This is a genomic window from Streptomyces sp. NPDC107538 (genome assembly GCF_055657445.1).
Genome location: NZ_JBVKAY010000002.1, coordinates 143,591 through 165,493, shown reverse-complemented (window position 1 = coordinate 165,493; position 21,903 = coordinate 143,591). Strand labels below are relative to the sequence as shown.

At 71.3% G+C, this 21,903-nt stretch carries 17 protein-coding genes; 6 read left to right on the top strand and 11 right to left on the bottom strand.

Annotated features, from left to right (window positions below):
* Positions 1 to 90 precede the first annotated feature (90 nt).
* Complete coding sequence (locus ACZ7MG_RS06575) at positions 91 to 942, top strand: hypothetical protein (RefSeq protein WP_471387464.1); 852 nt, start codon at positions 91 to 93, stop codon at positions 940 to 942.
* A gap of 32 nt (positions 943 to 974) precedes the next feature.
* Here the strand turns inward: ACZ7MG_RS06575 and ACZ7MG_RS06570 are convergent, their stop codons facing one another.
* The 7 genes from ACZ7MG_RS06570 to ACZ7MG_RS06540 all read right to left on the bottom strand — a co-directional run bounded on the left by ACZ7MG_RS06570 (position 975) and on the right by ACZ7MG_RS06540 (position 11,750).
* Positions 975 to 1,157: a DUF6104 family protein gene (locus ACZ7MG_RS06570; RefSeq protein WP_003961784.1), complete on the bottom strand. Its 183-nt coding sequence runs from the start codon at positions 1,155 to 1,157 to the stop codon at positions 975 to 977.
* A gap of 96 nt (positions 1,158 to 1,253) precedes the next feature.
* Complete coding sequence (locus ACZ7MG_RS06565) at positions 1,254 to 5,051, bottom strand: multifunctional oxoglutarate decarboxylase/oxoglutarate dehydrogenase thiamine pyrophosphate-binding subunit/dihydrolipoyllysine-residue succinyltransferase subunit (RefSeq protein ID WP_471387461.1); 3,798 nt, start codon at positions 5,049 to 5,051, stop codon at positions 1,254 to 1,256.
* Positions 5,052 to 5,759: 708 nt separating this feature from the next.
* Positions 5,760 to 6,914, bottom strand: coding sequence for a sensor histidine kinase (locus ACZ7MG_RS06560; protein ID WP_471387458.1), 1,155 nt, complete (start codon positions 6,912 to 6,914; stop codon positions 5,760 to 5,762).
* Between the two features lie 81 nt (positions 6,915 to 6,995).
* A complete protein-coding gene (locus ACZ7MG_RS06555; protein WP_086760898.1) occupies positions 6,996 to 7,733 on the bottom strand; it encodes a response regulator transcription factor in 738 nt (245 codons plus the stop codon).
* 131 nt (positions 7,734 to 7,864) lie between these two features.
* Positions 7,865 to 8,581: a spermine/spermidine synthase domain-containing protein gene (locus tag ACZ7MG_RS06550; RefSeq protein ID WP_471387455.1), complete on the bottom strand. Its 717-nt coding sequence runs from the start codon at positions 8,579 to 8,581 to the stop codon at positions 7,865 to 7,867.
* 67 nt (positions 8,582 to 8,648) lie between these two features.
* Entirely contained in the window at positions 8,649 to 10,397 is a 1,749-nt protein-coding gene (locus ACZ7MG_RS06545) for a glycoside hydrolase family 3 protein (RefSeq protein ID WP_471387453.1), read from the bottom strand.
* A 30-nt stretch (positions 10,398 to 10,427) separates the two neighbouring features.
* Positions 10,428 to 11,750: an MFS transporter gene (locus ACZ7MG_RS06540; RefSeq protein ID WP_471387451.1), complete on the bottom strand. Its 1,323-nt coding sequence runs from the start codon at positions 11,748 to 11,750 to the stop codon at positions 10,428 to 10,430.
* Positions 11,751 to 11,951: 201 nt separating this feature from the next.
* Between ACZ7MG_RS06540 and ACZ7MG_RS06535 the strand changes: the two genes are divergently transcribed.
* Complete coding sequence (locus tag ACZ7MG_RS06535; protein WP_471387448.1) at positions 11,952 to 12,614, top strand: TetR/AcrR family transcriptional regulator; 663 nt, start codon at positions 11,952 to 11,954, stop codon at positions 12,612 to 12,614.
* A 111-nt stretch (positions 12,615 to 12,725) separates the two neighbouring features.
* On the opposite strand, the gene ACZ7MG_RS06530 is transcribed toward ACZ7MG_RS06535, so the two are convergent.
* A complete protein-coding gene (locus tag ACZ7MG_RS06530; protein WP_471388333.1) occupies positions 12,726 to 12,944 on the bottom strand; it encodes a hypothetical protein in 219 nt (72 codons plus the stop codon).
* On the opposite strand from ACZ7MG_RS06530, the gene ACZ7MG_RS06525 reads away from it, so the two are divergent.
* Positions 12,849 to 13,742 (top strand): rhomboid-like protein, encoded by an 894-nt coding sequence (locus ACZ7MG_RS06525; RefSeq protein ID WP_471388259.1) that lies wholly within the window; start codon positions 12,849 to 12,851, stop codon positions 13,740 to 13,742. The two genes, ACZ7MG_RS06530 and ACZ7MG_RS06525, sit on opposite strands and share 96 nt — an antisense overlap.
* A gap of 509 nt (positions 13,743 to 14,251) precedes the next feature.
* On the opposite strand, the gene ACZ7MG_RS06520 is transcribed toward ACZ7MG_RS06525, so the two are convergent.
* Together ACZ7MG_RS06520 and ACZ7MG_RS06515 are read right to left on the bottom strand one after the other, a co-directional pair.
* Complete coding sequence (locus tag ACZ7MG_RS06520; protein WP_471387446.1) at positions 14,252 to 14,551, bottom strand: GNAT family N-acetyltransferase; 300 nt, start codon at positions 14,549 to 14,551, stop codon at positions 14,252 to 14,254.
* A gap of 1 nt (position 14,552) precedes the next feature.
* Positions 14,553 to 14,921, bottom strand: coding sequence for a hypothetical protein (locus ACZ7MG_RS06515; protein ID WP_471387444.1), 369 nt, complete (start codon positions 14,919 to 14,921; stop codon positions 14,553 to 14,555).
* Positions 14,922 to 15,111: 190 nt separating this feature from the next.
* On the opposite strand from ACZ7MG_RS06515, the gene lon reads away from it, so the two are divergent.
* From lon to ACZ7MG_RS06500, 3 genes are all read left to right on the top strand, one after another.
* A complete protein-coding gene (gene lon, locus ACZ7MG_RS06510) occupies positions 15,112 to 17,520 on the top strand; it encodes an endopeptidase La (protein ID WP_471387442.1) in 2,409 nt (802 codons plus the stop codon).
* A 261-nt stretch (positions 17,521 to 17,781) separates the two neighbouring features.
* Positions 17,782 to 18,270, top strand: a complete 489-nt coding sequence (locus tag ACZ7MG_RS06505; RefSeq protein ID WP_471387439.1) for a MarR family winged helix-turn-helix transcriptional regulator — start codon at positions 17,782 to 17,784, stop codon at positions 18,268 to 18,270.
* A 41-nt stretch (positions 18,271 to 18,311) separates the two neighbouring features.
* Positions 18,312 to 21,041, top strand: a complete 2,730-nt coding sequence (locus ACZ7MG_RS06500) for a hypothetical protein (RefSeq protein WP_471387436.1) — start codon at positions 18,312 to 18,314, stop codon at positions 21,039 to 21,041.
* Positions 21,042 to 21,076: 35 nt separating this feature from the next.
* Here ACZ7MG_RS06500 and ACZ7MG_RS06495 read toward each other — a convergent pair whose 3' ends face one another.
* Complete coding sequence (locus ACZ7MG_RS06495; RefSeq protein WP_471387434.1) at positions 21,077 to 21,862, bottom strand: protein phosphatase 2C domain-containing protein; 786 nt, start codon at positions 21,860 to 21,862, stop codon at positions 21,077 to 21,079.
* Between the last annotated feature and the right edge of the window lie 41 nt (positions 21,863 to 21,903).

Here is a 21,903-nt window from a genome sequence, read left to right as displayed (position 1 = left end):
TTCACGATATATCGCGGTCACGGAAAGTCAATACACCCGTTCTGGTGAACCCGCAGGATGTATAGGGGCAAATCGCCCTAGCGTGGGGGCATGTCGACGGAACGCTCCCAGGGATCGCGTGCCCCGCGGCCCACCCCCGCCCCCGGCGCGCTGCTGCTCTGCCGGGCGGATCCCGACTCCGTCGCCCCCGTCGCGCAACTGCTCCGCGAACGCATGCTGCTCACGCGGGCCGGCCATGAGTGGACCGCGCTCGTGCCCGAGGGAAAGCCCTGGCTGCTGGGTGGAGAGCCCGTGGACCACGTCCTCACCGGCTGGGCGACCGCGCTGGCCGTCGGCGTCCCCTGGCCCGTGCTCGCCCTCTGGTGGGACGCCGACCGCGGCGGCTACACCCTCGCCGCGGGTTTCCGCCGCACCGTCGGCTACGTCTGGCTGGCGAACGGCACCCCGGTCGGCGAGGACGAGGCGATGCGCACCTTCGCCGCCCGACTGGGCCTGGACCCCGTCCTCGACGCGCAGTCCCTGGACGACCTCACCCGACCCGACCCGGCGGCGGACGTCCGCGCCCGGCTGCTGGGCCTGCTCGCCGTCCTCGCCCGCGCCGGGGTCGCCCTCCCCGCCGGACTCACCCCGGGGGAACCCGCGGACCGCCTCCGGGAGGTCGCCCGCGTCCAGCCCGGCGTGCAGCGCATCGAGTGGACCGGCTGGCGCGGGGCGGTCCGCACGGAACTCGACGCCCTCGAACGCGGCCGTCTCGGCCCCTGGCTCCCCTGGGCCGGCACCCCCAGAGCACGCGCCCTCGCCACCGCCCAACTCCTCGCGGGCCTGCCCGTCACCGCCTGGGGCCTGCACCGCCGAAGCCTCGGCTGGCTCGCCGCCGGCGGCCTCCTGATCGGCCACGGGGCCCTGGGCCTGCTCTACGACCTGGCCCACCCGCGCGACTGACCGCCCCGCCCCTCAAGGAAACCCCGGAGCGGCTACTCGTCCTCGTCCTCGTCGTCCAGCCGCGCCAGCCACGTGGCCAGCCGCTCCACCGGCACCTCGAAGTCGGGGTTCAGGTCCACGAACGTCCGCAGCTGCTCGGCCAGCCACTCGAACGTGACCTCCTCCTCGCCACGCCGCTTCTCCAGTTCCTCGATGCCACGGTCCGTGAAGTACATGGGTCAAGGATAAGTGCGCCGCAGCGCCGAAACGGCCGGGCCGCACCCCCTGGAGAAGGGGGTGCGGCCCGGTTCGCGTACCGTCTTCGAGCGCTGTTACGCCTCGAACACCTCACGCACCAGCTGCTCCTGCTCGGCCTGGTGGCGCTTGGCCGAGCCGACCGCCGGCGACGAGCCGTGCGGGCGGGAGATGCGGCGGAGACGCTCACCGTGGGGGACGTCCGCGCCGACCGCCAGGTCGAGGTGGTCGATCAGGTTGAGCGCGATGAACGGCCAGGCACCCTGGTTCGCCGGCTCCTCCTGGGTCCAGAGGTACTTCTCGGCGTTGGGGTACTTGTTGACCTCCGCCTGGACCTCGGCACCCGGCAGCGGGTAGAGACGCTCGATACGGATGATCGCCGTGTCCGTGACGCCGCGCTTCTGCCGCTCGGCCTCCAGGTCGTAGTAGACCTTGCCGGCGCAGAAGACGACCTTCTTGACCGCGTTCGGGTCGACCGAGCTGTCGCCGATGACCGGGCGGAACTCGCCGCTCGTGAACTCCTCCGCCTTCGACGCGGCGGCCTTGAGGCGCAGCATCGACTTCGGGGTGAAGACGACCAGCGGCTTGTGGTGCGGGTTGTGCACCTGCCACCGCAGGAGGTGGAAGTAGTTCGACGGGAGGGTCGGCATCGCGACCGTCATGTTGTTCTGCGCGCACATCTGGAGGAAGCGCTCCGGGCGGGCGGACGAGTGGTCCGGGCCCTGGCCCTCGTAGCCGTGCGGGAGGAGCAGGGTGACGCCGGACGTCTGGCTCCACTTCTGCTCCGCCGACGAGATGAACTCGTCCACGACCGTCTGGGCGCCGTTGACGAAGTCGCCGAACTGGGCCTCCCACAGCACCAGGGACTCGGGGCGGGCCAGCGAGTAGCCGTACTCGAAGCCCATCGCCGCGTACTCGGAGAGCAGGGAGTTGTAGACGTTCAGCCGCGCCTGGTCCTCGGAGAGGTACATCAGCGGCGTGAACTCCTCGCCCGTCTCACGGTCGATGATCACCGCGTGACGCTGGCCGAAGGTGCCGCGCTGCGAGTCCTGACCGGCGAGGCGGACCGGGGTGCCCTCCAGCAGCAGGGAGCCGATGGCGAGGGTCTCGCCCATGCCCCAGTCGATCGTGCCGTCCTCGACCATGCCCGCCCGGCGCTGCAGCTGCGGCAGCAGACGGGGGTGGGCGGTGATGTGGTCCGGGACGTTGACCTGGGACTCGGCGATGCGCTTGACGGTCTCCGCGGTGATCGCGGTGTTCACCGAGACCGGGAAGCCGTCCTGCGGGGCATCGGCGTCGACGGACGCCGCCGGCTGCGCGATGGCCTCGCGGACCTCCGTGAAGACCTTCTCCAGCTGGCCCTGGAAGTCCTGCAGCGCCTGCTCGGCCTCTTCGAGGGTGATGTCGCCGCGACCGATGAGGGACTCGGTGTAGAGCTTGCGCACCGAGCGCTTCTTGTCGATCAGGTCGTACATCAGCGGCTGGGTGAAGGCCGGGTTGTCCGACTCGTTGTGACCGCGGCGGCGGTAGCAGATGAGGTCGATCACCACGTCCTTGTTGAACGCCTGGCGGAACTCGAAGGCCAGCCGGGCGACGCGGACGACGGCCTCGGGGTCGTCGCCGTTGACGTGGAAGATCGGGGCCTCGATCATGCGGGCCACGTCCGTGGCGTACATCGAGGAGCGCGACGACTCGGGAGCCGCCGTGAAGCCGACCTGGTTGTTGATGACGATGTGAACCGTGCCGCCGGTGCGGTAGCCCCGCAGCTGCGACATGTTCAGGGTCTCGGCCACCACGCCCTGGCCCGCGAAGGCCGCGTCGCCGTGCAGGGCCACCGGCAGGACGGTGAAGTCCGTGCCGCCCTTGTTGATGATGTCCTGCTTGGCGCGTGCGACGCCCTCCAGGACCGGGTCCACGGCCTCCAGGTGCGAGGGGTTCGCGACCAGGCTGACCTTGATCTGCTCGCCGTCCAGACCGGTGAAGGTGCCCTCGGCGCCCAGGTGGTACTTCACGTCGCCGGAGCCGTGCATCGACTTCGGGTCGAGGTTGCCCTCGAACTCGCGGAAGATCTGCGCGTACGACTTGCCGACGATGTTGGCGAGGACGTTCAGCCGGCCGCGGTGGGCCATGCCGATGACGACCTCGTCGAGACGGGACTCCGCCGCCGAGTCGATGACCGCGTCGAGCAGCGGGATGACGGACTCGCCGCCCTCCAGGCTGAAGCGCTTCTGGCCGACGTACTTCGTCTGCAGGAAGGTCTCGAAGGCCTCCGCCGCGTTCAGCCGGCGCAGGATGCGCAGCTGCTCCTCGCGCTCCGGCTTGCTGTGCGGGCGCTCGATACGGTCCTGGATCCAGCGGCGCTGCTTCGGGTCCTGGATGTGCATGAACTCGACGCCGGTCGTGCGGCAGTACGAGTCGCGCAGCACGCCGAGGATGTCGCGGAGCTTCATCAGGGACTTGCCCGAGAAGCCGCCGACCGCGAACTCGCGCTCCAGGTCCCACAGGGTGAGCCCGTGCTCGGTGATGTCCAGGTCGGGATGCTTGCGCTGGCGGTACTCCAGCGGGTCGGTGTCGGCCATGACGTGGCCGCGGACCCGGTAGGAGTGGATCAGCTCGAAGACCCGGGCGGCCTTGGTGACGTCGTCGTCGTGGCTGGCGTCGATGTCCTTGAGCCAGCGGACCGGCTCGTAGGGGATGCGCAGGGCCTCGAAGATGTCGTCGTAGAACCCGCCCTCGCCGAGCAGGTAGTTGGCGACGATCCGCAGGAACTCGCCGGAGGCGGCGCCCTGGATGACCCGGTGGTCGTACGTCGAGGTCAGGGTCATGACCTTCGAGATGCCCAGCTTGTTCAGGGTGTCCTGGGAGGTGCCCTGGAACTCGGCCGGGTAGTCCATGGAGCCGACGCCCATGATGACGGACTGACCGGGCATCAGACGGGGCACGGAGTGGACGGTGCCGAGGCCGCCGGGGTTGGTCAGGGAGACCGTGACACCGGTGAAGTCGTCCATCGTCAGCTTGCCGTCACGGGCGCGGCGGACGATGTCCTCGTAGGCCTGCCAGAACTCGAAGAAGTTCAGCGTCTCGGCCTTCTTGATGCCCGCGACGACCAGCTGGCGGTCGCCGTTGGGCTTCACCAGGTCGATGGCGAGGCCGAAGTTGACGTGCGGCGGCTTGACGAGGGTGGGCTTCCCGTCCTTCTCCGCGTAGTGCCAGTTCATCGACGGCATCGTCTTGATGGCCTGCACCATCGCGTAGCCGATCAGGTGCGTGAAGGAGATCTTCCCGCCCCGGGCGCGCTTCAGGTGGTTGTTGATGACGATGCGGTTGTCGAACAGCAGCTTCACCGGGACGGCGCGCACGGACGTGGCCGTGGGCAGCTCCAGGGAGGCGTTCATGTTCTTCGCGACCGCGGCGGCGGGGCCGCGCAGTGTGATCAGCTCCGGGCCCTCGGCGACGGCCGCGGCGGGCGCGGGCTGCTTCGCGGGGGCGGCGGCGGCCGGCTTGGCCGGCGCGGCGGCCGCGGGCTTCGCGGGGGCCGGGGCCGGGGCGGCCGCGGCGGGCTTCGGGGCAGCCGGGGCGGGGGCGGCCTTGGCGGCGGGTGCGGCCTGGGCCGGGGCGGCGGGTGCCGCGGGTGTGGTGGTCGCTGCGGCCCCCGCGGCCGCAGTGCTCGCCGGAGCCGTGGCGGCAGCTGCGCCTGGCTTGTAGTCGGCGAAGAAGTCCCACCAGGCTCGGTCTACCGAGTTCGGGTCCTGGAGGTACTGCTGATAGATCTCGTCGACGAGCCACTCGTTCGGACCGAAGGCCGCGGCGGGGTTCTTACCCGCTTGGTCTGCGTCGGTCGAGATGCTCGAGTTACTGGGGGACTGTGGCGACACGGCGGCAACCGCCCTCTTCCGCTTCACAAGGTGATGGACAGCGGGAATTAAGGCTACGCCCCTGTGGCCGGGAAGGTCAGGCCGAGTCCGCTCTTCGTCGCGTAAGTCACATCGGAAAGCGTGTTTCGGGGGTGGAAATGGCGGGAAACAAGCGTGGTTCCGGCCCGGAATGGGTGTGGGGGCCATCTGTCGGGCATGCGTCGGGTGGGGCCTGCGGGTATGTGTACGCGGCCCTCTGCCTGAACGCACCTGATCACACGTGTCCGGCTGGGCGGATCGGGCGTGGATCTTGTGGCTCCGGTTCGAACTTTACGTCAACTTGGCAGAGATGTAAGCCCCGGGAGAATGAGCGATATTCGGCAATGGTGGGGGGATTCGGCCATGGGCCGGGTGGGTATCAGGGGATTTTTCGCCCCCGCCGCCCCTACCCGTCCCATCCCCAGGGGCTGTGCCCCTTCGACCCCCCTCGTCTGCGCGTCGGAGCTCGGGAGGAGGGGGTGGGTGGGCGAGTGCGGATGCATCGTGGTTGATCGCGCAGTTCCCCGCGCCCCTTGAGAGCCTGCGGCTCCCCGCGCCCCTGCGGAGGCCGCGGTTCCCCGCGCCCCTGGAAGGACCGCGGCTCCCCGCGCCCCAGAAGAGTCCGTGGCCCCTTGCGCCGCTGAACCCCACGGCCCCCGTCGCCGAAGGCGCCCGGAGGCGCCGGTGGGGCTAGGAGGCTGGGGTGCCCTGGGGTTTGGGGGAGGGGCCTGGGAGGAGGACCTGGATGCGGCAGCCTTTGGGGGATTCGGCTACGCCGATGCGGCCGCCGTGGAGGTCTACCGCCCAGCGGGCGATGGCTAGGCCGAGGCCGGTGCCGCCGTCGCTGCCGGGGCCGTGGGGGGAGCTGACGGCGCCGCGGTTGAAGCGTTCGAAGACGCGGTGCCACTCGGATTCGGGGATGCCGGGGCCCTCGTCGAGGACTTCCAGGTCGATGGAGTCCGGGGTCGGCCCCCGGCGGGCCTTCACCGTGACGCGGCCGTGGGCCGGGCTGTGCTTGACCGCGTTGTCGATGAGGTTGGCGACGACCTGGTGGATGCGCTCCGGGTCGGCGTTGGCCGTCAGCTCCGGCGGGTGCACGTCCAGGTGGAGGTGCACGTCCGTGCGGGTGTGCTTGCCGGAGTCCGAGGCGATGCCGCCGCGCGCCGAGGAGACCATCTGGGCCTCCTTGAGGACGCCCGAGAGGTACGGCCAGACCTCGAAGCGGCGGCGGCGCAGCGGGACCACGCCGTTGTCCAGCCGGGACAGGTCCAGCAGGGTCTCGACCAGCCGGCCCAGGCGTTCCGTCTGCTTCAGGGCCGTACGCATCGTCTCGGGATCGGCCTGCGTGACACCGTCGACGATGTTCTCCAGCACCGCGCGCAGGCCCGCGATCGGCGTGCGCAGCTCGTGCGAGACGTTCGCCACCAGCTCCTTGCGCTGGCGGTCCTGGGCCTCCAGCTCGTCGGCCATGAGATTGATCGTGTGGGCGAGGTCGCCCAGCTCGTCCCGGCGGTTCTCGCTGACCCGGCGGGTGTAGTCGCCGCGCGAGATGGACCGGGCGACCGCGTTCATCTCGTCCAGGGGTGCGGTGAGCGAATGCGCCACGAACTGCGTAATCAGGAGTGTGGCGATCATCGAGAACACCGTGATGAAGCGCAGCTCCGTCTTGGTGTGCACCGCGATCATCGACAGACCGGTCGTGATCAGGACCGAGATGACGACGAGCGCGCCGAGCTTCGTCTTGATCGAGAAGGGGCGCACGCCGCTGAGCGGGCTCGCGCCCTTCCGCGGCTGCCCGCCACCGGGAATCCGGTTCCGGGACCTCGGGTCACCGACTCCGCTCATCACGCCACCAGCCCCCTGCGCCTACCTGTCTGCGTGCCTGTGTCCGCCTTGCGCCCTGCGCACGCGGACGGCGGGCACGGGTCAGGGATTCGGGGTCTCCAGGGCGTACCCCACACCGTGCACCGTGCGGATCCGCTCCGCGCCGATCTTCCGCCGCAGCGCCTTGATGTGGCTGTCCACGGTCCGCGTCCCGGACGCGTCCGCCCAGTCCCACACCTCGGCGAGCAGCTGCTCGCGCGAGAGTACGGCACGCGGGGTGTTCGCGAGACATACGAGCAGATCGAACTCGGTGGGCGTGAGGTGCACGTCCTCGCTGCGCACCCGGACCCGGCGCTGTGCGTGGTCGATCTCCAGCTCGCCCAGGCGCAGGATGCCCGAGCGCGGGGTGGTGGCGGCCAGCGCGGCCCGCTCCACCCGGCGCAGCAGGACGTGCACCCGGGCGGCCAGCTCACGCATGGAGAACGGCTTGGTCATGTAGTCGTCGGCGCCGACGCCGAGCCCGACCAGCATGTCCGTCTCGTCGTCCCGGGCGGTGAGCATCAGCACGGGGACGGGCCGCTGGGCCTGGACGCGCCTGCACACCTCCAGGCCGTCGAAGCCGGGCAGCATGATGTCGAGGATCAGCAGGTCGGGCTGCCAGGCCTCCGCGGTGTCCACCGCGGCCGGGCCGTCGGACGCGGTCTGGACGACGAAACCCTCGGCGCGCAGGCGGGCCGCGATGGCGTCGACGATCGTCGGGTCGTCCTCGACCACGAGGACCCGGCGCTGTGCGCCCGGCGTCGCCGTGGTGTTGCTGTGGGTGGTGTGTGTCTGCTCCATCGCCCGCCCCTGTGTTGCTTTCCGGAATCCGTGGGGTGATCCCTTGACTACGCATGGCTGCGCATGACTGCGATTGACGCTTGAATGATCGGCGTCAGGCAAGCAGGGTACGGGCAGTCACCGCACCACGGCTATCCAGGTCGGATCGCGAGGTGCACCACGTCCGGAACTCCTCGGGCAACCGGGATCTCTTCGGTACGCACCTGTTGGAACCCGGCATTCCCCAAGGTTTCCTCGAATTCCGCAGATGGCCGGGCCGACCAGACGGCAAGCACCCCACCAGGCCTCAACACCCTTGCGCAGCTTGCCAGTCCGGCGGGTGCGTAGAGGCCGTCGTTGGACGCGGAGACGGTCCAGTCGGGCCCGTTGTCGATGTCCAGGCAGAGCGCGTCGAACGTGGCGGATGTCTCATTGACGTAGGCGACGAGATCGGCTTCGACGATCTCCGTACGGGGGTCCGCGAGCGCTTCGGCGGACACCTCGGAGAGCGGTCCGGCGCGGTGCCAGTCGATGACGGAGGGTTCGCGTTCGACAACTGTGATCGGACCCCAGCGCGGATCCGCGGCGGCGTGCGCCAGCGAGAACCCGACACCGAGGCCCCCGATGAGCACACTTGGCCGAGAACGGCCGTCCCGGTCGTCGAGGGCGTCGAGCGCGGCGTCGACCAGCAGCCGTTCCGAGCGGCCGTCCGAGGTGTCCATCAGGAAGCAGCCGTTGGCGATGATCTGCAGCAGCTTCCCGTGCCGCCGCAGCACGACCTCGCCGTAGGGGCCCTCGCGCCGGTCGATGACTTCGGGTCGGTCGATGACTTCGGGTTGGTCGACTTCGGGTTCGTCGGTGAGGGGCATCCGCCCATCCTTACCCGTCCGTGGCGCGGGGGCGGACGAATTTCGGCTGCCCGGGGCGGGCGGGCCGTCAGAGCGCCAGGCCGTGGCCGTACGGGAAGACCGGGTCCTCGGTGTCGTTGGGGACGTCCGGGCGGGACGCCTCCACCGCGGCCATGGAGCGCGGGAGTTCGAAGGGCAGCCGGCCCTCGGCGCGGGCCCGGCCGAAGGCCACGTCGAGCAGGGCCGCGTCCGAGGCCCCGAAGTCGGCGACCAGCGCGGCGGCCTTCGCGGCGATCTCCGGGAGGACGGCGGGCCGTTCCAGGTTGACGCAGACCAGTGTGGGCACGGCCTCCAGCAACCTCAGGATCTCCTTCAGTCGCTCCTCGCCGAAGGCCAGTGACCCGGAGTGGAAGAACGACTCGAAGAACCCCGGCCGTTCCTCGTACGGCGTCCGCAGCCGCAGTACGGCCACGTCCGCGTCGGCCGGATCGGCCACGACGTTGCCGTACAGGGACGCCGTCTGCGCGCCCACTCCCTCGACGTACAGGTTGGGGCGGTCGGTGAGCGGGAGGAGGGAGTGGTTGGTGAGGACGGTGAGGGAGCGGCGCTGGGCGGTCTCGCCGAGCGTGGTGAACTCGCCGGCGCCGACGGTCTCCTCGGCGCGGTCGGGGTCGACGTACCGCCGCTCGAAGAGGCCGAGGACGAACTTCTCGCGCAGCAGGCGGCGTACGGAGACGTCGAGCCGCTCCTCGGAGATCCGGCCGGAGCGGACGAGTTCGACGATCACCTCGGGGCAGTGTTCGCCGCCGAACTGGTCGGCACCCGCGTCCAGGGCCTTGGCGGCGCGGGCGGCGACGGTGAGGTGTTCGACGCCCCAGGCGCGGGCCTCGTGTGTCTCGCCGCCGATGGGGGCGTCGTTGAGCAGGCCCCAGTCGGTGCAGACGACGCCGTCGAAGCCGAGGCGTTCGCGCAGCAGGCCGGTGAGGACGTCCCGGTTGAAGCCGAAGCCGACCTCCTCCCAGCCGTCCACGCCGATCGGCTGGCCGTAGTACGGCATCAGCTGCGAGCAGCCGGCCTCGATCGCGGCCCGGAAGGGCGCGAGGTGGTAGTCGCTCATGCCGCCGGGATAGATCTGCTCCTTGCCGTGCGGGAAGTGCGGGTCCTCGCCGTCTCGTTGCGGGCCGCCGCCGGGGAAGTGTTTGACCATGGCGGCGACCGAGCGCGGGCCGAGCCGGGGGCCCTGCAAGCCCCGTACGTACGCTCGGACCAGGGCGCTCGTGACGTCGGCGGACGAGCCGAAGGTGCCGGACTGGCGGGACCAGCGGGGCTCGGTGGCGAGGTCGATCTGCGGGTGCAGGGCGACCCGGAAGCCGACGGCGAGGTACTCGCGGCGGACCGTGTCGCCGAACCGCTCCACCAGCTCCGGTTCGCCGATCGCGGCCAGGCCCAGGGGTTCGGGCCAGGCCGAGAAGGCACCGGAGTCGAAGGACGCGCCCGGGTTGTCGGTGAACGCGTGGCGCGGATCGGTGGAGAGGGTGACCGGGATGCCCAGCCGGGTGTCCGCCGCGAGCGCCTGGAGCCGGTTGGCCCACTCGGCCGTCTCCCGGACCCCGTACTGGCCCAGCAGATTGAAGTGCGTCAGATGGCCGTCCGCGACCAGTTCCGTGGTGCCGCGCCGGAGGAACGGTCCGTCGGCCGCCTCCGCCAGTGACCCGTCGGGGTTCATGGTCAGCATCGCGTGGAAGAGCTGGCCCGCCTTCTCCGCGAGCGTCATCCGGGACAGGAGGTCCCCCACGCGCTCGTCGACGGGGCGGTTCGGGTCGCGGTACGGGAGCATGCGATTCCTTGGACGAGGGCTCTGGTGGGGCTACTTGACCGAGCGGACGAACTGGACGGCGAGGGCGCCCGCGATCGAGGCGACGGCGCCGAACAGGAACAGCGCGCTGTAGTTGGCGCCGGTGCCGCCGACGGCCAGCAGGCCCGGGGCGATGATCGGGACGAGGGACTGGGGGAGGGCGTTGCCGATGTTGAGGACGCCCATGTCCTTGGCGGACTCCTCGGGGTTGGGCAGCACGGCGGCGGCCAGCGCCATGTCGACCGAGAGATAGAGCCCCTCGGCGAAGCCGAAGACGACCATGGCGAGGAGATACCCCCCGAAGGTCTGGGAGGTCGCCACCAGCGCGAGCCCGGCCGCCATCCCGAGCGAGGAGCCCAGGACGTACGGCTTGCGGCGGCCCGAGCGGTCGGAGAGCTGGCCGCCCGCGATCGAGCCGACGACGGTCGCGGCGACCATCACGAGGGTGCCGACGAAGAACTTGTCGGCGACCTCGGTGCCGTCGTAGCCCATGCGGTCCATCAGGAAGTAGACGGAGTAGCTGGTCACACAGGCGGCGCCGGTGAAGACCAGGAAGCGGCCGACGAAGTTCCACATGAAGTCGGGGTGCCGGCGCGGGTTCACCCAGAAGCTGCGCAGGAACTCCCTGACGCCGTACGGCTCGAACGCGCCGGCGCGCGCCGGGCGGTCGCGGTCCTTGATGACCACGGTCAGGAAGCCGACCGAGGCCAGACCGATCAGCCCCGGCACGAGGAACGCGAGGAAGAGCGAGCCGCTGAAGAGCCGGGCGAGGCCCGCCCCGGCGACCAGGGAGAGCGACAGCGTCATGCCGACGATGCCGGAGACCCGGGCCCGCTGCCGGTCCGGGACCAGATCCGGTACGCACGAGGTGAGCGCGGCGAGGGTGGCGTTGATGCCGAGCTGCGCCAGCGCCCAGCCGAGCATCAGGGTGGGGACGCCGCCGCCGAGGGCGACGATCAGCAGCCCCGCCAGACCGGTGACCATGCCGCCGAGCAGCCAGGGGCGGCGCCGGCCGAAACGGCTGGTCGTACGGTCGGACAGGGCGCCGAAGACCGGGTTGCCGACCATCGCCAGCAGGGCGCCGACGGAGAGCACCTGGCCGAGGGCCGCGCCCCGGCTCGCCTCCGGGACGATCTGGTTCACGCGCAGGGCGAGGGTGACGATGACCGGGGTGAGGACCGCGAGATAGGTGCCGAACTGGGCCAGGGCCAGGCCGAGGACGAGTCTGGCGGGGGCGTTCTCGATCTGCCGGGGGAGGTCGGCGGACTGAGGGGGCTGCGGGGGCTGATGGGGGGTCGCCTTGCCGAGCGGGGCGGCGTCCGGGGTGACGGCCATGGGCTCTCCTGGGGGACGAGGGCGGCTTCGTTGCCGCGCAGGCTCGTTCAGGGAAGCAGCAAAACCGAGTGGGTACTAGGTTTTGGTCAAGTGGCCACCATCACGCGGCACATGGCTTGAAAGGGGAGGGTGGTTGACTCGTGTAACTCCGGGTTCGCGAGGGCCTTCGGGGCCGTCCGGCGGGGGGTTATGGTGGCGGACATGGTGCGGAACCGGAGGTCAGAGGGGTCTGCCGACGGCAGGTCGGGGAGTTCCGGTGCGTCGCGTGGCTCGTACGCCGTCGGGGACGAGCGGCGGCTGCGGATTCTCGACGCGGCCGTCGAGCACTTCGCCCAGCGGGGCTTCCACGCCTCCTCCCTCGCCCGGATCGCCAAGGACGTCGGCATCACCCAGGGCGGGCTGCTGCACCACTTCCCCAGCAAGGAGGACCTGCTCGTCCAGGTGCTGGAGCGTATAGACGAGTCCGACCGGGACCGGTTCTTCTCGCGGGAGTTCGGGTCGACGGCCGAGATGTTCGCGGCGCTCGTGAAACTCGCCGAGTACAACAGCGCGCGGCTGGGCCGCACCCGGATGTTCAACGTCCTGGCCGCCGAGGCGGGCGACCCCGGTCATCCCGCCCACGCGTACTTCGTCAAGCGGTACGCCGAGGTCGTGGGCACCGTGGCCGGGATGCTGCGGCGCGGGGTGGACGCCGGTGAACTGCGGGCCGACACGGATGTCGTGGCCGTCGCGCAGGAGTTGGCGGCGGTGATGGACGGGCTGCAGATCCAGTGGGTGCTGGACCCGGAGGGGTTCGACATGGCGGGGCGGTTCCGGGCGTATGTGGAGCGGGTGGCGCGGGGGATCGGGGTGGGAGGTCGGTAGGGGTCAGTAGGGGGGCGTTAGGGGTCGGTAGGGGTCGGTAGGAGGGCGTTAGGGGTCGGTAGGGGCGGCGGGCTGTCGAGTTGCTGTGAATCGCTTCGCGGGTGGCGGGGGTCACAGACACGGGCCAGGCGAGGCGTCGAGGGTGGGGTGAACCGGAAGGAGCGCCTCACCTTGGACGCCGCCGAGATCGACGCCGCCGAGACCGTGGACACCGCGGGGCCCGTCCTCGACGGCATCCCTCGGCAGGGGGGTGCGGCGGCGCCGGCCGAGGTGGTGGAACGCGAGGGGGAGCCCGCGGGGCGCGAGGAACGCGAGGCTGCCTCGCAGCACGTATGTCCCCCGCGCACGCGCTCTTTGCTCCGGCGCTCTCCGCGCCCCCCGCTCCCGCGCTTGCCGCTCCCGCGATTCCTGCACCGGCGCTTGCCGCTCGCGCGCGTCCCGCTGCCGCGCCCTTGGCGGCTGCTCCCCACCCCCGCCGGTACGCCCTTCACCTTCTTCTACGCCGCCGTCCTGGTGGTCACCTCGGTGGTCGCCGAATACGCCGACCCGGCCCTGGTGCACGCGCTGCACCAGGGCTCCAGTACGGATGTGGCGCACCTGGTCCGGAGTCCGGTCTTCGTGCTGCTCGCGAGCGCGCTGTGGGTCGCGGGCGGGGTCGGATCGCCGTACGCCCTGGCCTTTCTGCTGGTGCTGACCGCGCTGGAACGCCGGATCGGCGGGCGGCGCACGGCCGGGGTCTTCCTGCTGGGCCATGTCCTCGCCACCCTCGCGACCGAGGTCCCGGTGGGCTTCGCCGTCCTGGCCGGCCACCTCCCCGACAGCTCCCTCCACCGCCTCGACTACGGCATCAGCTTCGGTGTGGCCGCGAGTGTGGGCGCGCTGGCCGGGCTGCTGTCGCCCTGGCTGCGGTGGCCGATCCTGCTGTGCTTCGGCGGCATGCTCGTGGACGACCTGATCGCGTTCACGGACCCGATGACGAACTGGGGGCATCTGCTGTCCCTGGCGATCGGGGTGGCGACGTGGCCGGTGGTACGGCGGTGGTGGCGAGCGGGGCGGGCGGGCCCGGCCGCGGGCGTCGGGCGGGGTCGGGGCCGGGGTCCTGGTCCGGCGGCCACGACTGTCGCGTAGCCGCGTCCAGCGCGTCCAGCGCGTCCAGCGCGTCCAGCGCGTCGAGGGGGCCGTGGAAGGCGACGCGGCCGGAGGAGAGCCGCCGTACGAGGGTGCGGAAGCCGGTCCGCTGTCACGGGGCGAGTCCGGCCGTGGGCACGTCGAGCGGGGGCGGCGCGGGGAGTTGAGGATGGCCCGCGCAATGCCGACCCGCCGCTTCGTCCCGCCGGTGAGCGTGCGGGGCTTGTGCCCGAGCCGGTAGCCCGGACCCGACCCACCGCCTCCGCGACCCCGCGACCCCTGCGACCACCTCCTGACCCGTCCGGCCGGCGCCCTCGGGGGCGTACGAAGTGGTGAGGGCCCGGAGAAGGGTGGATTTTCCGGCGCCGTTGGGGCTGAGAAGGGCGTGGACGGCGGGGCTCGGGTCGAGGGTGATGCGTTGTACGGGCAGTGGCCGCCGTACGGGCGGGGAGGTGCGCCGGTGGTGCGAGTGTCGCTCGCCGCGGTCACGCGGTCCGGGGGGCACACCGTCAGCGGCTGCCTTCCCATGGGCGCCCCGTGAACTTCGCGCTGGTCAGCGGTGCCTCCACCCTCCATCCCAGTGCCTCGTACAGCGCGCGCCCGTCTGGTGTTCCGCACAGGACCCCGGTCTCCGCGCCCTGGGCGAGGGCCGCGTGGGTGAGGGTGTGGAGGACGGTGGTGGCGAGGCCGCGGCGGCGGTGGCGGGAGGACGTCTCTATCTGGTCGACGACGGCGGTCGCTCCCGTGGGGGCGATCTGGCCGCGGGCGGCGAAGGAGCCGTCCGGGGCGGCGATCATCACCCGGGTCACGTCACCGGCCGACCAGGTGCGGAGCCGGTAGCCGTCGGGGAGGGGGGCGGGGGGGCTCGTGCTGGCTCAGGCGGATCGTCATCAGGCAGCCCGGCTCGGGATCCACCCACCAGCCCTCGCCCAGCCAGGGCTTCACCCTCGACGGCTCCGCGAAGACCTTGAGCCAGACCGCCGTCCCGGTGACGGCGTCCGCGACCTTCCGGACCGTCGCCTCCTCCACCATCTCGTTCGTCGCCGAGAGGACGTGACGGGTGACGTGGTGGGCCATGCCCATGTCGATCGTGCAGCCCCACGGCTCGACCACCGGCGGCGCCGCACCACGCGAGACCACCCATCCGTCGACCCAGGCCCGCACGATTGCGTCCACCATGACCTCCGAGTGTGTAATAGTTGGTAGCGAGTAGAGGCTATTACGTCGAGCCGATCGGGCGCGACCCCGGTCGGCGTTCCTCTGCTCGGGTGGTGATCGCCCAGAGCGAACGTGCCGTCCCTCGGGGAACATTCCTCGGCTCATGTGCATTGAGTCGGCATAGCTCAACTTGACTGCCGAGGGAGAGATCATGGCATCGACGTCCGCACCGCTCACCCTGCCCGTGCTGCCGCTCGACGAGGAGGTCGTGCTGCCGGGGATGGTGGTGCCGTTGGACCTCAATGACACGGATGTACGGGCCGCGGTGGAGGCCGCCCAGGCGGCGGCCCGGGCCGAGCCCGGGAAGCCGAAGGTGCTGCTGGTGCCGCGGATCGACGGGGCGTACGCGAGCACGGGTGTGCTCGGGACCGTCGAGCAGGTCGGACGGCTGGCGGACGGGGACCCCGGCGCGCTCATCCGCGCGGTGCGCAGGGTGCGGATCGGGGCCGGGACCACCGGGCCCGGGGCCGCGCTGTGGGTCGAGGGGACGCGAATCGACGACAGCGTGCCGGAGCCGCTGCCCGGGCAGGTCGCCGAACTCGTCAAGGAGTACAAGGCACTTGCCACCAGCTGGCTGCGCAAGCGCGGCGCCTGGCAGGTCGTGGACCGGGTGCAGGCGATCGACGACGTCTCCGCGCTCGCCGACAACTCCGGGTACTCGCCCTTCCTCACCACCGAACAGAAGATCCAGCTCCTGGAGACGGTCGACCCGATCGCCCGGCTGAAGCTCGCCACCCAGCAGCTGCGCGACCACCTCGCCGAGCAGGACGTCGCCGAGACCATCGCCAAGGACGTCCAGGAGGGCGTCGACAAGCAGCAGCGCGAGTTCCTGCTGCGGCGCCAGCTCGAAGCCGTCCGCAAGGAACTGCGTGAGCTGAACGGCGAGCAGGACGGCGAGGAGTCCGACGACTACCGGGCCCGCGTCGAGGCCGCCGATCTGCCGGAGACCGTCCGGGAGGCCGCGCTCAAGGAGGTCGACAAGCTGGAGCGGTCGAGCGACCAGTCGCCCGAGGGCGGCTGGATCCGGACCTGGCTCGACACCGTGCTCGAACTCCCGTGGAACGAGCGGACCGAGGACGCCTACGACATCCAGGGCGCCCAGCGGGTGCTGGACGCCGAGCATGCCGGTCTGGAGGACGTGAAGGAGCGCATCACCGAGTACCTGGCCGTCAGGAAGCGGCGTGCCGAGCGCGGGCTCGGAGTCGTCGGCGGGCGGCGCGGCGGTGCCGTGCTCGCGCTCGTCGGGCCGCCCGGTGTCGGCAAGACCAGCCTCGGCGAGTCCGTGGCACACGCGATGGGCAGGAAGTTCGTCCGGGTCGCGCTCGGCGGCGTGCGCGACGAGGCGGAGATCCGCGGGCACCGGCGTACGTACGTCGGGGCGCTGCCCGGGCGGATCGTCCGCGCCATCAAGGAGGCCGGGTCCATGAACCCCGTCGTCCTGCTCGACGAGATCGACAAGGTGGGCTCCGACTTCCGGGGCGACCCGGCCGCCGCGCTGCTCGAAGTCCTCGACCCCGCGCAGAACCACACCTTCCGGGACCACTACCTGGAGGTCGAACTCGACCTGAGCGACGTCGTCTTCCTCGCCACGGCCAATGTGCTGGAGGCGATTCCGGAGGCCCTGCTCGACCGGATGGAACTCGTCCGGCTGGACGGGTACACCGAGGACGAGAAGGTCGTCATCGCCCGGGACCACCTGCTGCCCCGGCAACTGGAGCGGGCCGGGCTCGGCGCCGACGAGGTCGTCCTCGACGAGGGCGCGCTGCGCAAGCTGGCCGGTGAGTACACCCGCGAGGCGGGCGTACGGAACCTGGAGCGGTCCGTGGCGCGGCTGCTGCGCAAGATCGCGGCCCAGCACGAACTGGGGCGGCGGGAGCTGCCGTTCACCGTCACCGACGGGGATCTGCGCGGGCTCATCGGGCGCCCCCACCATGTGCCCGAGTCGGCCCAGGACCCGGCGGAGCGGCGTACGGCGGTGCCGGGTGTCGCGACCGGGCTCGCGGTCACCGGCGCGGGTGGTGACGTGCTGTACGTCGAGGCGTCGCTCGCCGACCCGGAGACGGGCGCGGCGGGGCTGACCCTCACCGGGCAGCTGGGTGACGTGATGAAGGAGTCCGCGCAGATCGCGCTCTCCTTCCTGCGGTCGCACGGCGCGGAGCTGGAGCTGCCCGTCGCCGACCTCAAGGACCGGGGCGTGCACATCCACTTCCCGGCGGGCGCGGTGCCCAAGGACGGGCCGAGCGCCGGTGTCACCATGACGACGGCCCTCGCCTCGCTGCTGTCCGGGCGGCTGGTCCGTACGGACGTGGCGATGACCGGTGAGGTGTCGCTGACGGGGCGGGTGCTGCCGATCGGTGGCGTCAAGCAGAAGCTGCTCGCGGCGCATCGGGCCGGGGTCACCACGGTCGTCATTCCCAAGCGGAACGAGGCGGACCTTGATGATGTGCCGGCGGAGGTGCTGGAGAAGCTGGACGTCCATGCCGTGACCGATGTCCGGCAGGTGCTGGAGCTGGCGCTGGCGCCGGCGGAAGCGGTGGCGGGGGTGCCTTTGGCGGCGTGACGGGTGGGGTGCGTTGTCGGGTGCGGGTCGGTGGGGCTTCTCGCGCAGTTCCCCGCGCCCCTGAAAAGCAGGGGCTGCGCCCCCTGCTTTTCAGGCCCGCCGCCGGTCGCCTTTCACGGCTGCGGGGGCCTGGTCCTTCAGGGGCGCGGGGAACTGCGCGACCAGCCCCCGCCGGGCCCGCGGGCGACCTGGACGGTGTCCAGCCCCCACCTGCGAAATACTGACCCGCAGGTACCCGGAATCGGAATCAGGAGCGCTGGCGTGCGGGATGAGGGCGGAAACGGCGACGGCGGCGGGGCCGAGGTGCCGGTGGGCGGTATGGACCAGGCGTACCTCGCGCTGGAGCGGGAGCTGACGGTCCTGCTGCGGCGGGCCCGGGCCAAGTCCGGGGAGATGGCCCGCGCCGTCCACCCCGACCTCGAGTCCGCCGCCTACGGCCTCCTCGCCCGCCTCGACGAGGCCGGCCGGCTGCGCGCCACCGAACTCGCCGCCTACATCGGCGTCGGCAAGGCCACCATGTCCCGTCAACTCCGCGCCCTGGAACACCTCGGCCTCATCGCCCGCGAACCCGACCCCGCCGACGGCCGCGCCTGGCTCGTCCACCTCACGGACGAGGGCCGCGCCCGCTTCCGCGCGGTCCGCGACGCCCGCCGGGTCGCGTACGTACGCCAACTCGCGGGCTGGGACCGCGACGAGGTGGCCCAACTGGCCCACCTGCTGCATCAGTTGAATCGGGGGGTAGAGAACTGAGGGGGGTGTCGCGCTGACCCCCTCAGGGACGGGGGCGCGCCATGGGCTGGTCCGGTGGACGTTGGGCGCATGTGGTGGCGGCGATAGCCCTGCCCGTGGTCGTGCTGCTGGGATGCGTCGTGGTGTGCGACCAGTGGGTGCGCGTGGTGCTGGAGGAGATCGACCGGGCGCGTCCGGCCGAGGACGAGGACGGCACCGAAGCTGGGGCGCCGGACGAGTCGCCACAGCCGGAGGGGGCCGTGGACCCCGTGTTCGTCGCCGCCGCGAAGAAGTACCGAGCGGCCGGTCACCCGGCACGCGCGGGTGCGAGCAGCTTCCGCATCACCACGGATCCCGAATACCCCGGCTACTGGGTGCTCAGGGCCGAGCACCGCTGGGACCTGAGTACCGACGATCCGATGACCGCCGACCTGCGCCGGGGCGAACAACTGCTCGCCGACTGGCTCCCGTTCTCCGTTTTTGCCAGAGGTACGGACGACGACTGTGAGGAGGCCCTCGAGATCGGTTATCCCGAGACGGAGGAACTGACGCAGTCCCCGAAGGAGAAGACCGTGCAGGCCGTCCTCCGTACGAGTGCCCCCTGGTCGGAAGGAGGCCTCGTTTGCTCGCTGGGGGTGGGGCAGATCGAAGCGGACATGGAGATCTCCCTGGATGTCAGGGACGGCATGCTGGGAGAGAAGGCGCTCTACGACCGGTGGAATATCACCTTCGATGCGGGGGAGTACGGCATCGCCGCCGTGTGGGGCGGTACGACCTCGGCGCAGTCCGGAAACCGGGTCGAGATGAGGCTCTCGGCCAAGGAGTCGACACGGTTGTGGTTGCGGTCCGCGCCGGGCAGCGAGATACCGTCCTCGGGCGGCGACGAGATAGCAGTCCTTGCGGAGGTGCTGCAGCACCGCCCCTCCGCTCTGCGTGAACAGATCTGCCTGTTGCTTGCCGTGACAGCCGTGGGTTTCTGCGCCGTGCTCTTCGTACGCCGCTGGGCACCTGCCGCCACCCGCCGACGGTGGACCGTGGCGACTGTCGCGGGAACTGCGATGACCTGCGGACTGCTGCTGGTGACGCTGTCGTACGGACCCGATTGGTGGGAGGACGAGGTCGGTCGGGACGTTCCCCTCCTGGTCTGGTGGTGGGTGCTGCTGCCCTTCGTTGTGGCCGCACTCACCGTCCGAGTCGGAACCGGACGCCCACCGTCCGCACGGCAGTTGCTGCCCGTGTTGGTGCCGAGCGTGTTGCTCCTCGTACCCGTCGCCACGCTCGCCGGGACCAGCCTGTCGCCGTGGGCCCTGTTGCCGGCCGCCGTCGCTTGGGTTCTGGCCGGCGGAGTCGGATGCGCTCTGCGGCGCGGAGTGTGCGGTGTGCCGGGCCGGCGGTGGGCGGTGACCGTCGCGGCGGGGATCTGGCTGGCCGTGATGAGCGCCGGACCTGGGGCGTTGGCGCTGCCGCCACAGGAGGAAATCGGCGTCACGGGTGACCTCTGGGAGCCGTCGGCCCGCGCGGTGGCGTTTTTCCTCGCCTGGATGTGGCCCGCGGCCCTCTGGGCCGTCCTCGTCGCACTCGGTCGGCGCACACTGTTCGCCGCGCTGGTGTCCGGAGCGCTGTGGTGGACTTTGGCCAGGGAGTACCCACCCCTGGCGGCGGAAGCCCATGACTCCGAAGACATCGCAGACCTACCACTCGCCCTTATCCAGACATCGATGTTCCTGGTGACATTTCTGCTGCTGTGGACGCGTGGCCGCGAACGGTCCGGCTGGCCCCGTCATCTCCCCACCGTCGTCGCCGCGCTGGGGATCGCGGCGCTCACCACCGGACTCACCCTGGAGGGTTTCGACGCCCTCACCACGGATTCCTCCGCCAGCGGGCGCTACCTCGCCGTCGCCGTGGCGGCCCTCGGTTTCTCCTGGCTGCTCCCGCGCAGTGCCGAGGACCGGGCCGTCCGGCTGCACCGCACCCCTCCGGCCGCGCACAACCGCCGTATGCACGCCCTGCTGAAGGACCAGGAACTCGCCGCCGGGCGCCGGGAGTTCCTCACCACCTCGCGCACCGGACTGGCGGAGGCGAGCATCACCCCACGTGTGTGGAGCCGGAGATGGCGCGAGTTGGGGGCGCTCGGCCCCCGTGGCACAGCGCCGCAGCACTCCGTCGCGCTGCGCCTCGCCGCTCTCGGCACCTCCGGCGGTACCAGCGCCTGGCGCAACGGCGTCGCGGGCGCCGCGCTGCTCGCCATCCTCAACCTGCCCTGGTTCGTCTACACCCTGCCGCCCCGGATCGTCACGATCGGGTATGCCGCGAGCGATGTCGTCGAGGTGTGGTCGACGGCTCTTCGCTGGCCCGTCTACGGCTTCATCTACGGGTACGCCTATTCCTGGCTACGGGGTGGCAGCCCGATCGGCAAGGCGCTGTGCCTGCTTGCCGTGGTGCTGCCGGCGGAAGTCGTGCAGCTGCTCTACCGGGGCCTGGAGCCCCGCGACTTCGGCACCGCGTTGCTGCTGACCGGCGGCGACTGTCTCGCTGTCTGTCTCATCCTCGGCCTGTACTGGGAAGCCCGTCTGGTCCGCTTCGCCGGGCTGCGCTGGGGGCAGATCCGTAACTTCCGCTCGCTGTCGGCGGCGGCGATCCCCGCCACCACCGTGCTGGTGGCGGCCTCTACCGCGCTCGCCACCGCGGTGGTGGGCGTGTGGGTCGCCCCGAACGCCGACGCGCCCGCGGACCGTCCCCAGGACCAGCCCTCCGTCACCGGTAGCCCGACGCCCGGCGCCGGCACGCCCTGAGCCTCGGTCCCCTGAGCCTCAAGCTCTCCGGACCCTCACAGCTCCACGAACACCGCGCTCGCGTCGTCGTGGGTCTTCGCGTGGCCCAGGAACGCGCGGGCCGTGTCGGTGGCTTCGAGTTCCCGGACCCGCCGTACCAGGCCCCGCGTCCCCGTCTTGCGGGTGAAGGTGAGGAGGTCGGTCCAGTCGCCCTCCCGGAACATCTCCGTCCAGCGGGTCGCGCCGTCCGTCAACGCCAGCAGCGTGCGGACCTCCTCGCGGGGAAGGGTTCCCGTCACCGCGCGGGCGGCCACGGCGGGATCCGCGGCGGCCGTCCAGAAGCCGCCCTCCCTGTTGCGCAGGACCGAGTCGACGTGTGCGGCCGTGGCCAGGGCGGAGCGGGGGAGCCGGGAGAGGCGGTCGTCCAGGACGGCCGTCACCGTGCCGTCCGGCCGCTCGCACAGCAGGGCCGAGTCCGACAACACCAGGTACTCCACGGCCTCCTGGGACCAGCGGGCGACAACCACCGTGGCCTGTGGGGTTCGTGGGTGAGAAAGGTCACAGGTTTGGGCGTGGGCCCCGGCGGTACGGGAAATGGCCTGTGAGAGCACGTCGGACAACGGTGCATCCCGCTCCGAAACGGACAGTTCGGTCAGGGTGCCGCCGAGGCGGGAAGTGAACCATGCGACCGAATGTCGACAGCCGTGGCCCTCGGGCGGCGGGGTCACACCGTCGAGGACGACCAGGGTGCCGCCCTGTCCCCCCGCGGGCAGGGCCACCGACGCGAAGTCCTCGTTGGGGTGGAAGGGGTTCCCGGGCTCCGAGACGAGTTCCGTGCGCATTCGGCCAGTCTGCACGAGCCCCCCACAAGATCGGCGAAAGG

Coding starts and splice junctions, on each gene's coding strand:
- ACZ7MG_RS06575 (WP_471387464.1), top strand. CDS start 91: ATGTCGACGGAACGCTCCCAGGGATCGCGTGCCCCGCGGCCCACCCCC.
- ACZ7MG_RS06570 (WP_003961784.1), bottom strand. CDS start 1,157: ATGTACTTCACGGACCGTGGCATCGAGGAACTGGAGAAGCGGCGTGGC.
- ACZ7MG_RS06560 (WP_471387458.1), bottom strand. CDS start 6,914: ATGAGCGGAGTCGGTGACCCGAGGTCCCGGAACCGGATTCCCGGTGGC.
- ACZ7MG_RS06555 (WP_086760898.1), bottom strand. CDS start 7,733: ATGGAGCAGACACACACCACCCACAGCAACACCACGGCGACGCCGGGC.
- ACZ7MG_RS06550 (WP_471387455.1), bottom strand. CDS start 8,581: ATGCCCCTCACCGACGAACCCGAAGTCGACCAACCCGAAGTCATCGAC.
- ACZ7MG_RS06545 (WP_471387453.1), bottom strand. CDS start 10,397: ATGCTCCCGTACCGCGACCCGAACCGCCCCGTCGACGAGCGCGTGGGG.
- ACZ7MG_RS06540 (WP_471387451.1), bottom strand. CDS start 11,750: ATGGCCGTCACCCCGGACGCCGCCCCGCTCGGCAAGGCGACCCCCCAT.
- ACZ7MG_RS06535 (WP_471387448.1), top strand. CDS start 11,952: ATGGTGCGGAACCGGAGGTCAGAGGGGTCTGCCGACGGCAGGTCGGGG.
- ACZ7MG_RS06515 (WP_471387444.1), bottom strand. CDS start 14,921: ATGGTGGACGCAATCGTGCGGGCCTGGGTCGACGGATGGGTGGTCTCG.
- lon (WP_471387442.1), top strand. CDS start 15,112: ATGGCATCGACGTCCGCACCGCTCACCCTGCCCGTGCTGCCGCTCGAC.
- ACZ7MG_RS06500 (WP_471387436.1), top strand. CDS start 18,312: ATGGGCTGGTCCGGTGGACGTTGGGCGCATGTGGTGGCGGCGATAGCC.
- ACZ7MG_RS06495 (WP_471387434.1), bottom strand. CDS start 21,862: ATGCGCACGGAACTCGTCTCGGAGCCCGGGAACCCCTTCCACCCCAAC.